Source organism: Verrucomicrobiota bacterium (assembly GCA_016871535.1).
Classification (GTDB): domain Bacteria; phylum Verrucomicrobiota; class Verrucomicrobiia; order Limisphaerales; family SIBE01; genus VHCZ01.
The window spans coordinates 1-12,277 of record VHCZ01000185.1; the positions used below are offsets into that span (position 1 = coordinate 1).

General features: G+C 58.7%; 10 protein-coding genes. 6 read left to right on the plus strand and 4 right to left on the minus strand.

Features of this window, described 5'->3' with window-relative positions:
- Positions 1 to 280 precede the first annotated feature (280 nt).
- Positions 281 to 1,348 carry a cyclase family protein gene (locus FJ398_19900; protein ID MBM3840184.1) on the plus strand — a complete coding sequence of 356 codons (1,068 nt, stop codon included), beginning with the start codon at positions 281 to 283 and terminating at the stop codon, positions 1,346 to 1,348.
- Here the strand turns inward: FJ398_19900 and FJ398_19905 are convergent.
- A complete protein-coding gene (locus tag FJ398_19905; GenBank protein ID MBM3840185.1) occupies positions 1,299 to 2,654 on the minus strand; it encodes a hypothetical protein in 1,356 nt (451 codons plus the stop codon). The genes FJ398_19900 and FJ398_19905 overlap by 50 nt on opposite strands.
- A gap of 274 nt (positions 2,655 to 2,928) precedes the next feature.
- On the minus strand, positions 2,929 to 3,249 hold the full coding sequence (locus FJ398_19910) for a cupin domain-containing protein (GenBank protein ID MBM3840186.1): 321 nt from the start codon (positions 3,247 to 3,249) through the stop codon (positions 2,929 to 2,931).
- A 414-nt stretch (positions 3,250 to 3,663) separates the two neighbouring features.
- Here FJ398_19910 and FJ398_19915 point away from each other — a divergent pair, with 414 nt between their 5' ends.
- Both FJ398_19915 and FJ398_19920 read left to right on the plus strand, forming a co-directional pair.
- Positions 3,664 to 4,341, plus strand: coding sequence for a type II toxin-antitoxin system VapC family toxin (locus FJ398_19915; protein MBM3840187.1), 678 nt, complete (start codon positions 3,664 to 3,666; stop codon positions 4,339 to 4,341).
- Positions 4,342 to 4,433: 92 nt separating this feature from the next.
- On the plus strand, positions 4,434 to 5,996 hold the full coding sequence (locus tag FJ398_19920) for an MFS transporter (GenBank protein ID MBM3840188.1): 1,563 nt from the start codon (positions 4,434 to 4,436) through the stop codon (positions 5,994 to 5,996).
- Positions 5,997 to 6,536: 540 nt separating this feature from the next.
- Here the strand turns inward: FJ398_19920 and FJ398_19925 are convergent.
- Positions 6,537 to 8,309, minus strand: a complete 1,773-nt coding sequence (locus FJ398_19925; GenBank protein ID MBM3840189.1) for a hypothetical protein — start codon at positions 8,307 to 8,309, stop codon at positions 6,537 to 6,539.
- Positions 8,310 to 8,699: 390 nt separating this feature from the next.
- Between FJ398_19925 and FJ398_19930 the strand changes: the two genes are divergently transcribed.
- Entirely contained in the window at positions 8,700 to 9,311 is a 612-nt protein-coding gene (locus FJ398_19930; protein MBM3840190.1) for a Uma2 family endonuclease, read from the plus strand.
- A 143-nt stretch (positions 9,312 to 9,454) separates the two neighbouring features.
- Here FJ398_19930 and FJ398_19935 read toward each other — a convergent pair whose 3' ends face one another.
- Positions 9,455 to 10,234, minus strand: a complete 780-nt coding sequence (locus FJ398_19935) for a DUF1552 domain-containing protein (GenBank protein MBM3840191.1) — start codon at positions 10,232 to 10,234, stop codon at positions 9,455 to 9,457.
- A 264-nt stretch (positions 10,235 to 10,498) separates the two neighbouring features.
- Here FJ398_19935 and FJ398_19940 point away from each other — a divergent pair, with 264 nt between their 5' ends.
- Together FJ398_19940 and FJ398_19945 are read left to right on the plus strand one after the other, a co-directional pair.
- Positions 10,499 to 11,668 carry a PDZ domain-containing protein gene (locus FJ398_19940; GenBank protein ID MBM3840192.1) on the plus strand — a complete coding sequence of 390 codons (1,170 nt, stop codon included), beginning with the start codon at positions 10,499 to 10,501 and terminating at the stop codon, positions 11,666 to 11,668.
- Between the two features lie 277 nt (positions 11,669 to 11,945).
- Positions 11,946 to 12,236 (plus strand): hypothetical protein, encoded by a 291-nt coding sequence (locus FJ398_19945; protein ID MBM3840193.1) that lies wholly within the window; start codon positions 11,946 to 11,948, stop codon positions 12,234 to 12,236.
- Positions 12,237 to 12,277 lie beyond the last annotated feature (41 nt).

Sequence of the window (12,277 nt, forward strand, 5' to 3'; positions counted from 1 at the left end):
CGGCGCAACCCGAAGGGCGGCAGTTCTTTTTCGCCAGACTTCGTTGCTTGCTCCTTACAGATCCACTTCGGGATATGCTCGTCGCTCGCGCCTCGTCTGGCCGAAAAATCCCTTGCCGCGAACGTGAGCGTATTTATGAAATGGACCACTAAGGGAACGGCGCATCCGTGGTTAATTTGGTTGCGGCTTCCGCGTTGTATTCGTTCGCGGTTCGAAGCTACTGCCCAACCGTCCGGATTTCCAACTTGACACTGATTCCGCTCGTCAGCGTATTTGCCGCATGAAACCAGACTCTCCGTCCCGAATTCTTTTACTCGCCGGTATTTCTCTCGTGTTCGCCGCCGAATTGCCGCCGGCCCGTGCCGCCGAGGCGCCGAAACTCCAAAAATGGCAACCAGGCAAAGGCTGGGGTTGGGTCTGGGGACCGAACGATGAAGTCGGCTCGCTCAACGAAATGACCGACGCCTCGCGGTTGGCGGCGCTGCGGCTTGCGACCCAGGGCAAGGTCTATGATCTGGGCGTGACCTACGACCGCACCTCTTACAAATGGCCCGGCCACAGCCCCGGCGAAATCATTTCGTTCCGCACGCCGGAAGGCGTCAAACGGCAGGGCGACCTTCCAGCGCTCGTCAACGACAACCCCACCAAAACGGCCTGGCACAGCTCCGCTTTGTTCATGAATGACAACGTGGCGACGCAAATCGACGGTCTCGGCCACGCCACCGAAGGCGAGGACGACCATTGGTACAACGGTTTCCGGGAAAGGGACTGGGGCGGCAATTGGGGCGTGCGCAAATGCGACGCGACCACCATTCCGCCGATCATTGCGCGCGGGGTTCTGATTGATGTCGCGGGCTATAAAGGAATGGAGGCTTTGCCTTCCAGCTACATCATTACCGTCGATGATTTGCAGGGCGCTTTGCGCAACCAGAAAACGGTGTTGAAACGCGGGGACGTTGTCCTGATCCGCACCGGCACGTTGCGGCACTGGGGCGAGACGGGCAACGACGAGAGAGGGCTGATCAAAGAGCACGATTCAGCCGGCATCAACCTCGAGACGGCCAAATGGCTGGTCGAACAGCAAGGCGCCATGATGATCGGGAGCGACACCAGCGGTCTCGAGTACAATCCAAAGCCCGAAGATACCGCCGCGTACCGCGCGAAATACAAGTCGTTCATGCCGGTTCACAATTACCTCCTGATCCAGCAGGGCGTGCACATCGGCGAATTCCACAATCTCGAACAGCTCGCTCGAGATCGCGTTTATGAGTTCTGTTACGTGTGCTGCACGAGCAAGATCAAGGGAACGGCGGCCGGTTTCGCGCTTCGTCCGATTGCGCTCCGATGAACGAGCGGAGAATCGGCGAGGCGTTTCTGGGCTCTGGAGTTACGGCAGAGTCTGCGAGGTAGGCGTAATTTCCGGAAACAGCCACGCTGAAAGTCGAGCCTGGCGTGTCGTAGCTGCCGACTTTGACCGGATTTGACGGATTGCTGACGTCGATAATTTGCAGACCGGCGCGGTCATCGCTCACATAGGCGTACTTGCCGGAGATCATGGCCTTTCTGGCAAAACCGTCCGTGTCACAAGCGCCAACGCGTCGTGGGCTTGCCGGTGTGCTGACATCAAGGATAATGAGGCCAGCCGCTCCGTCTGCGACATACGCGTAAGAGGCATTCAGCGCGACGTGTTGAGCGGAACCAGGCGTGTCGAACGATCCGGTTCGTTTTGGATTTGCCGGGTCAACCACGTTGACCAGCTCCAATCCGGCATCGCCATCCGCAATGAAGGCGTAACCGTTGGAGACCACCACGTGGTTGGCGCGGCCCGGCGTGTCGAGGGTGGCTACTTGCAACGTCCGGGCAGGATCACTGACATCCACCACTTGCAGGCCGGTGTCGCCCACGGCGAGATAGGCGTGCTTTCCTTCGACGGCAACGCCGGTAACGGAGCCGTCTGTCTTGAGGCTGGCGATCCGCTGAGGATTCGTTGCCGCGGAAACGTCGATGACTTCGAGGCCGGCCTCGCCGTCGGCCACGTAAGCGGTCTTGCCGGAAATCGCTACGTGCAGCGAATAGCTGCTCGTCGGGAATGCGGCGACGGCTTGTGGTGCGCGTCGATCACGAATGTCGATGACCTGAAGACCGCCTCGATAGTCCGCAACATAAGCATAGTCTCCCGAAACGGACACAGACATGGCGTGGCCGATCGTATCCAAGACGCCCACCTGCTGCGGATTTGTGGGATCTTTGATGTCGATGATTTCCAATCCAGATTCGCGCGCCGTTACGAAGGCGTGCGCGCCGGAAATTGCGACCGAGTACGCCGCGGCGCGGCCTCGATAAGATCCAATCAATAGAGGCGCCTCAGGAGCGCTCACATCGATAACCTTCAAACCGCCCTGAGACGCGGCGACGTAGGCCAGGCTGCCAGAAACAGCAATTCCTGTGGCGTTGCCTCCCGTGGCCAATTCGCCCATGGCTTGCGGTTGGGTGGGATCACCGATGTCGATTACCTGCAGGCCGCGTAATCCTGCGGCGACGTAGGCGCGGTTGCCGGACACCGCCACACTCAGCACATTTCCGGCCGCAGTTCCGCCGACGCGCTTCGGACTGACAGGATCGCTCACGTCCAGAATCTGTAGTCCGGTCACCAACTGCGGCCCGCCGCTGTAAGCGTGCCGACACTTACCGGACTCCCGATTTCGGGAGCTTCGACGTTTTGGAAGAAAACTGCGGCTCTATTCCTGTGTCTCCCGACGTCGAACTGAGATTGCAATGACCGATCGGTCAAACCCGTTGGAGTCTGGCCGGAGGTGTGCGTTGGCGCCACTTTGCGGCCGGAATCCCGTTGGGATTCTAAACGGAAGAATTGCGTGTAAGGAGCAGCCAACACTCCAGCGCTCCACAACTCCAATCCCCCCTTTCGTCCTACCGGTAGTCCTCCCGAATCGGATAAAAGGCGTCGATGATGTGGCATCGCGTCACGGCGCGCCCTGAGTGAACGGCATGGGAGGGAATGATCCCGACCGACCCCGGCCCCAACCGCTGAGTTTCGCCGTTGATCGTCAACTCAAATTCCCCGGCGATGACGTTCGCCACTTGCTCGTGCGGATGCGAGTGCACCGGCAGTACCGCTCCGGCTTCGATGTCCCAGTGGGCGAGAGTCATGGTCGCGGAGTGAACAAAGCGCACTTTGAATCCGGGAAAAGTCTGTTTGGCTTGAAGCTCATCGAGTTTCACGAAAGGCATGCGGATTTATCTCATGGAATGTGCCGGAAGCAAAGCCGTTCGGCGCGGCTTGTGCGGCTTGGGTTGAAGCAGCAATTCTGCCCATGAACCTCGGAGCGCCGGTCTCCGCTCCGGCGCGATTCTCAAGCCGCACTGACGCGTGCCGAGTCGGAGACCGGCGCCCCGGTTCATGGGCCGCAGCTTGACACGGCGTCCGGTAGGGCGGAGCTGCCGCTCCGCCTTCTCTTGGAAACCGCACGTCAAGTCTGCGTCTGCGAGTCCTTCGAGAGCACCGCTGCGTCAGTCAGCGGACAGGGCAGCAGACCGGCAGGTCTGCCCTACCGGACTGAACCGGGCGCGTCGCGTTGAACCGGGTTGAAATGAAGGTTGCGCACGCCGCCCGCGCGTTGCAGACTGTGCGAAATCTGTGAGCCGATGCGGCTGCTCCACTTAGAGCTCCAGCGAGAACGCGGCTCCCAACAACCAGCGGTGTACAATGACCTTCACCGGCAAAGTAATCAAAGGAGCCATCGTGTTGCCTCCTCACGTCAAACTCCCAGAAGGTTTGCAGTTGGAAGTGAACATTCCGGAGTTGCCATCCGGGATGCCGGCGATTCAGGAACGCTTGTTGAAGTTCGCCGGAATCCTGCGCGATCTTCCGCGCGACTTCGCCCGGAACCACGACCACTACATCCACGGAGCGCCGAAGCGATGAAAACTCTCTTTGCCGACACGTTTTTCTTTCTCGCCTTGCTGAACGCAAACGACGAGGCCCATGAACGCGCCAGGGCCGCGTGCGCGCAGCCCGGCCAGCGGCTCGTGACCACCGCCTGGATTATCAATGAAGTCGCCGACGGATTGGCGCGCATTCCCAATCGCACCGGTGTCATCGAATTTCTGAACGCGTTGAAGGATGATCCCGAAATGGAAATCATCGTCCCGTCCCGCGAGCTGCTCGAAGCCGGCATTAACCTTTACTCGCGTCACGCGGACAAAGAGTGGACGCTCACGGACTGCGTGTCCTTCGTTGCCATGAAAGAGGAACGCATCTCCGAAGCCTTGACCGGGGATCCGCACTTTGAACAGGCGGGATTCAAGGCGTTGCTCAAATAGCGCGGCGGACGTTGCAGCGTGGCAGCGAGACACCGAGACTCCGTTACACAGTTAGAAATGTTAGATGAGTTAAACAGGTTGATTGGGGTGAAATGCCGATGAGCGCTCAGGGTACTCCGACCATCGGGAGCGATTCGGCCGGCGCGGCCGTGTTGCGAGTCTCCAACACGCGCCGCTGGGTGATCGTCGAGTTGCTCTTCCTGGCGTCGCTCATCAATTACTTCGACCGGGCGACCATCTCCTTTGCGCTCCCGCTGATTTCGAAGGACCTGAATCTCGGCCCCGAGGCCAAGGGGTTTTTGCTTTCGGCGTTCTTCTGGTCGTACGCGCTGATGCAAATCCCGCTGGGCACCTGCGCGGATCGGTTCAACTTGCGCTGGCTTTACGCCGGGGCGTTGACCTTGTGGTCGGTCGCGCAAGGCTTGACCGGTTTTGCGGGCAGCCTGGCGCTGTTGGTGTTCTTTCGCATCATTCTGGGCATTGGCGAAGCCATTTATCTGGTCGGCGGCACCAAGGTGGTCAGCCTTTTCTTTCCAATCTCCGAGCGCGGCTTCCCGTGCGGCTTGTTCGATTTTGGCACGCGCACGGGACTGGTGCTGGAAGGCCTGATTTTGCCCTGGATGTTGGATCAGTTCGGCTGGCGGGCGACGTTTGCCTTTGTCGGCTTTGCTGCGCTGCTCTGGCTCATTCCCTGGTTCTGGATTTTCCCGGCACGCATTCGAAGCAGCCATATAGCGATCTTGCCGGGCGGACGGGTGACCCAAGTGCTGGCGGCCAATGGCGCGATTGTGGGCGGGCTCATCGGTCTTCTCACCGTGTTGGGCTATCTGGGATTTCTAAGCCAGATGACGGGCGGCGTGCTCCAGTCGCGTTCCGCGACTCCCTGGATCGCCGCGACCGTGACCAGCTGCAATTACGCTCTGGTGGGCGCGGTAGTGGGCCTTCTGGCGAGCTTCATTCGAGGCGCTGGAAAACGCCGCGACGATCAGGCTCCCGAACTGGCGCGCGTCAAAGTCCCCGAACCGTCGGCTTCCAGCGGGGTGTTCTGGCAGAATCTCGGCACCGCGCTTCGCAACAAAGATATGCTAGGGGTACTCCTGGGCTTCTTCTGTTTCGACTACTACTGGTATCTGCTCCTGACCTGGCTGCCGGATTACCTGTTCACCGTCCGCAAACTCACCATTCTCAAGGCAGGCTTTTACTCATCGCTGCCGTTCCTGGTGTTCGGCGTCTGCCAGCCGCTGGGGGGCTGGATTGCGGACCGGATGATTCGCGCCGGCTATGATCCGACCCTGACGCGCAAGGGCATCATCAGCGCCTCCTTCCTCACCGGACTGCTGCTGATTCCCGCGGCGTACGCCAGCACCGCGGAAATGACTTTGGTCCTGATCATGGGCGGGTGTCTGGTCGGCCTGTCCACGGCCAACCAACTGGTCATCCTTCAAGACTGCGCGCCGCCGGAACAGGTCGGGATGTACGTCGGCATTTACAATTTCGTCGGCAACCTGGCGGGAATCATTGCGCCGATCATTACGGGCTTCTTGATACAGATGACCGGTTCCTACACGCCGGCGTTCGTGGTTGCGGCGCTCATGATCGCGGCAGGACAACTTTCCTACTGGTTCATCGTAGGCAGACTCAAGCACCGCGAGTAGGAGGTAGTTCGCCACGAGCAAAGCGAGTTCCTCGCTGTTTTCAGTGGCGTTCTTCCTTCCCATGAACTGTCTCCTCGGACCGCAACCTTCAGGCCGCTTCAACGCTCGACTGCGGAGAGTGCATGGAAGCAGCCTGAGGCTGCGGTCCGCACGGTTTTCGGTTCATGGGCCATGGGCATGGATTCTTGGCCAAGGAAACTTCCCATGAACCGTTCCCTCCGGGCCGTGGCCTTTAGGCCCCTTCAACGCTCGACTCCGGAGAGTGCGCCGAAGCAGCCTGAAGGCTGCGGTCCGCACGGTCTTCGGTTCATGGGCCGTGGGCATGGATTCTTGGCCAAGGCAGCTTCCCACGAACCTGATTCAACCACGGATAACGCGGATGACGCCGATACAACCCGTCCCCATCCGCGAAATCCGCGAAATCCGTGGTTAAAGAATGTTCTCACGATGACTTCGGCATCGCGGCAGCGATGCCCTACCACGTTCAAGAGGAGGGAAGGGCTTCCGTTGGAAATAGAGATGCGCCGGATTGGTGAACGCTCACCTCCTGTCCCACGGAAAGCGCATCGTGGGCGCGTTGACGTAGCGCTTCATCCTCATCGCGAGCCGACTCCCGGCGCCCGGCGCAAGACTCACTGTAAAAACGGAATCGTTCACCGTGGTGTCTTTCCCGTTCATCGTGACAGACGTGAACTGATGTTCGGCGTAACCTCCGGCCTGGACGATCATCGTGCGCGCCTCGACCTGATTCACGTTGACGAGAGTGAGTTCAACCGCATCGGCCGTGAGTTTGGTGACCAGCGCGGCGACATCTTCCGGAATCCCGGCCCGGCGGTGCATTGGGTCGAAGTAGCGCAGCCGGCAGTTCAGAATCGCCGCCCGATGGCCGGGATGAATTCCGCCCAGCATCAGTTCGATCAATGAGCTGACACTGGCCGGATTGAACTTCATCGGATCATCGGCCAGGCGCGTGTCCGGCGTGGTGGGGTCCTCGCGCATGCCTGTCACCCGCTGGCGAACGCGCGACAAATCACTGCGCAACGCTTGTTCCGCGTAGCCCGGATTCTTCCCCGCCAGATAATCCAGCCAGGCGTTGCGCGGCACGCGTTCGCGATCGCTGTCGCGCATCGACAAATAATAAATTTCCAGCGCGTTGAAGCTGTACGGCGCCGGCTCGTAAGCGTACCAGCCCTGGTCGCCGTGCATGCGCGGATACATGGCGCGTCCGTCGATGATTTTCTTCTGGGCGTTGATCGCGTCGGTCTGCTTGCGCCACACGTCCAGGTAACGGTCGTCACCCGTGAGCGCGTAGGCGTTGAGGAAGCCGACGCTGCCCCAGTAAGTGCGGTTGCGATGATCGATTCGTCCGTTCTGCGGGACGACGCAGGTGAACGCCCAGCCGTACGTGCCGCCATACCATTTGCCGTCGCACTCGCCGCCGATTTTTCCGTCCAACCCGACGTTCGAGGGAATGATATTGCCGTTGGCGATCATGCGTTCGCGCCAGGCATCCACGTATTCGAGCAGCCATTTCTTGTATTTCTCTTGGCCGGTCAGCATGAAGGCATTCATGGCCAGCGACGTGGCCAGGAGATTCAAAGGGTGGTCGCCGACGATATGCGTGTAGGTCTCAAAGTGCATGAGCATCTCCTTGTAATTGCGCTCGCCGTGGCCGAGGTGGAAGCGGTTTTCCACTTCAATGGGATCTCCGGTCCAGTCCAGAGCCGTAGCTTTGCGGAGCAGCGGCCCGCGGCTGCCGTTGAACAGGCTGCGGATGATTTTGTGCCGCGGATCGTAATTCGGCGCGCCGGGATCTTCGTTCATGTAAAACCCGGCAAAACGCCGCGTGCGCTGTTGAAAATCGCGGTCGTTCGGATCGGACAAACCCTGCAACGCAAAGACCGTCAGGCCTTCGCCGTTGTGCTGCCAGTCGAACATGACGGGGAATTCCTTGTAATACATCCCGTCGCGCGCGAACGGAACCTCAACGGTCTTCGCCGCGGTGTATTGGCGAAGATGGCCTTCCCACGCCTTCTTGTACATGTGCAGAACGGCCTCCGCCGCGCCGAGCGCGTGCAGGATCGGCCAATCGTTGCAGTTCTCAATGGCGTCGTCGGGGCCGTCGTCACCGCCCCAGCGCTCGACGCAGCGAAGGTAGCCGCGTTCGTCGAAATACTTGGCGAAGAATTCCTGGCACGCGGCGGTGTTGGCGCGGAGCAACTCGCGTTCGAGCAAGGCCCACGACGGCGGCGACAGGGGGTGATCGATGAGGAGCGTGGTTTCGCCTCCCCGGGCAACAGGCGAGGCGAGCAGAGCGCTCAGACAAAAGCCGAGAATTCCACGAAACGCTTTTGCCCGCGCGTTCATTCCCCTTCGCGGCGTGATGGCGGGCCAGGGACGCGCCGAGCGCGGGGCGTCGGTTGCAGAAATCACTGTGACAGGGCAAGCGAAAGGCGGGGTTTTCATGAGGCGTCCTTGTCTAAGCGAAGACCGCCTCAATGTAAAATCGCAAAAATGCGAAACACACAGATCAGCGACTGCGGTGTTGAATTTGCCACTTCTCCGTTTGGAACTTGTTTCGGATTTCGAAATTCGAATTTCGGATTTGAAGGCACCGGACCCACTGCTCTACGAGCGAGAGATTCTGTGCACTCGCCCGCCCTGCTTGCTTTCCCGAAGATGCTCTTTAGACTGAGGACCGTTATGGGTGTGCCCGAACCGATTCATCGGCTGACCGAGGCTGAGTACTTCGAACGCGAGCGCCTGGCGGACTACAAGAGCGAGTTCTTCGATGGTGAGATTTTTGCCATGTCCGGAGGCACACCGCCACACAGTCAAATCGCCGCGAATGCGATTCGTGTCCTCGGCAACCAGCTTTCCGGCCGTCCCTGGGTGGTCTATACAAGCGATCTGCGTCTCAAGGTGGAAGCAAGCGGCCTGCTGACGTATCCGGACTTCTCGGTGATCTGTGGTCCGTTGCAGTTTGCGGAAGGCACGGACGACACGGTCGTGAATCCGACGCTCGTCGGCGAGGTGTTGTCCGATTCCACGGAGGCCTATGACCGGGGCAAAAAGTTCGAGAACTACCGGCAGATGCCGTCGCTGTTGGAATATCTGCTGATCAGCCAGAAAGAACCGCGCATCGAGCAATTCTCACGTCAGAAGGACGGAAGCTGGATCTTGCGCGATGCGGTTGGCTTGGAAGCCACGATCCATCTCCCTTCTCTCGAAGTGACGCTTGCGCTCGGCGATGTTTTTGCCGGGGTCAAGTTTGCGCCCGGTTCCTTCCGTCCGCCAACAACCGCGCGGACTTGATCGATCACCTCAGCTCACCGCAATCCATTTCTGGCGGAGCGACGCTCCTGCGGACTGGCTTGAACAAAGGTTGGAGTGGTTGAGCATTGAGGTTTCAACACTCCATTACTCCAACGCTCCAATACTCCCAACCTCATCTCATTCTACCCAATCTCCAACGCTCCGGTGCTATCCCCAAACGCTTCCACCGGTGTGCCCATTCGTTCGAGCATCGGAACGTAGAGATTGCAGAGCAACGTGCCTTTCGGGCTGGCGATGTGCCGGCCTGTGTCGAGCTTTCCACCCGCGCGTCCGGCCAGGATCACGGGAAGATTGTTCGGGTCGTGGCGATTGCCGTCGGAAAAGCTGGAGCCGAAGAAAATCATCGAGTTATCCAGCAACGTCCGTTCTCCTTCCTGCACTGAGCGGAGTTTGTTCAACAAATAAGCAAGCTGCTCGCAATGCCAGCGGTTGATCTTCGAGTACGGCTCGTATTTCTCGGGCTTGTTCTGGTGATGGCTGTATTCGTGGTGGCCGCCGCGCACGCCGGGAATCAACGCCGAAAAGTTTTTGCCCGAAACGTCGTTCGCGAACATGAACGTGCTGATCCGCGTGGAATCGGTTTGGAAAGCCAGCGCGATCAAATCGAGCATCAAACGGACGTGCTGCTGGTGATCGCCCGGCGCGCCCGCCGGAGCCGCGAGTTCTTCGCCCGGTTGAGCCGAAGGGCGCCACTCGCGCGGATCGGGCTTAGCGAAGAATTCCAAACGCCTTTCCACGTCGCGAACTGAATCCAAATACTCATCGAGTTTGAACTGGTCGTCGCGGCCCAGGCGGTGGCGGAGACGATTGGCATCATCCAGCACCAGGTCCAGCAAGGCACGGTTGTCGGCAGATTTGCGGCGGTCCGCGGCGGTTGAGCGAGTGCCTTTGAGCTCCAAAATGCGGCGTGCCGTGTGCTACTCCTAAACGAATCTGGACGGTGCCCGTACTCGCAGCGGTCATGATGTGGCTGCTGCGAGGAATCGGGAGAGTTGCGGGTGATGCTATCCTAACGTATTTTTCGAGTGCACAACTGAACTTTTCGCGCGCGACGGGTTTCAGGGATTTCTGGAGTTTGAAGTTAAGAATAGAAAGTACGCATTGGTTTGTGTCTTGGTGGGCGCGTCAAGATTGCTGACCTTCAGGTCTGAACCAATAATTTAGGAATGCGAGTTGTTATGATGAACCTCTTCCTTGTCCTGTGTTGTTGCTTTGGCTTGACGCTCCGCGGGGCCGAGAACCGAATTTGGGTGGATGGGACAATTAATGGCCACCGAGTTCGCTTGGGCTTCGATACTGGCGCTTCCGATCCCATATTGTTTCGGAGCACGGCGCAACGGCTAAGGCTTAAGATCATCGAACCACCCACTGACTTCAAACCACCGCCAGGGCAAGTTGCCGCAGGCTACACGGAACCTTGCGATTTCGTTTTTGGAACGCTCCAAACGCGAGGGAAGTTCCGAGTAGTTGATTTCCCGCAGGAACTTTCCAACGAGGCAGAAGGAGTGCTGAGCTGGTCTCTGTTCAGAGACAAGATATTGTCAATCGATGCGGTTAATCAACGCGTTCAGATTGGGGATGATCTGCGCGAGAACGTAGTTGGCTGGCGAAAGTTCGAGCTTCGCATCAATAGTCGGATGCTCGGGTTTAGAGTGGCTGGCGAGGATGCTCGGCAGAATTCTGTCTATGTGGACACTGGTTCGGAGGGTGGCGTTGCGCTTCATCCTTCACTTTGGAAGGATTGGGCCGCGAAACACAGCAATCAAACGGCGACATTGACGGCAACTTTTACTCCTGCGGTTGGACTGACCGTTCACCAGGAACTATGGGCAAATGAAATCTCAATCGGTTCAATTACTTTGAAAGACGTTCCTGTTAGCTCAGAAGACGAAGCTCACACGCTGACAGTGATGCCGGATCACGTGGCGACTTTGGGACTGTTTGCCTTGCGAAGGATGGACTTGGTGGTCGATGGGAAGAATGGCGTCGTCTATGCTCATACACGGGCGGAGCCGGCCCCGCCGTATCCCCACAATCGGCTTGGCGCCGTGTTCGTGCCTCGTGATATGCAAAGCGAACCGCTCCTGGCGCACGTTGCACCCGGAAGTCCGGCGCACTTGGCCGGAATCCGCGACAAGGATGCTCTTCTGAAAGCTGATGATCTCGACGTTACCAAATGGCGTACGGACCCTCGAGTAATGCCACTTAGCCGTTTCTGGGAACGTCCGGCGGGCATGTCGCTTAAGCTGACGCTAAAGCGGGAACAACGGGAATTCCAGATTACTATTGTCCTGAGAGATATTCTCGGTCCTGAAGCGCGCCAGCCGGGGAAATAAGTGATTCACGGGAACAAAGTGTGGAAGCTCATAATGAGGGGGACGCACAATCAGGCTAAAAGATATCGGGGGAATAATGGTCGTGAAGCGTGAGGATGTTCTCGTGGAGTCGCCCAGCGCGCCGCCGAACGATAGCCACGATGAGCAGATGCCCGAAGGGAATTTCCTCCGGCAAATGCCAGTATTCCTTACCGCGGATCAGCGACCACTCTGGCTGGAGGGCTTGTACCGAGATCGTTCGGCATTTCTCATCGCAAGTGGGCCTTCATTCGCTTCTGTGAATTATTCACTTTTGCATGCGCCGGGCGTGTTGACGATGGGCTTGAACAACTCGGTCAAAACGTTCCGGCCAAACCTGTGGGTGTGCGTGGACGATCCCGACCATTTCGTTCGGTCGGTCTGGCTGGACCCAACGGTCTTGAAATTCATGAGCTTCCCCCCCATTTTCTGCGCCCCGTGGTTTGAAAAGGGGGGGAAGCTCAGTATCCATGACCTTAGCCTAACTGTTGCGTCGGCATTGTCGAGCGCGCGATTGTTGGATTTGCCGAACGTTGATTGGACGACCTAATCGCCGCCTTTTAAGGCGGCATGCTGGAAAAATATCGTTGC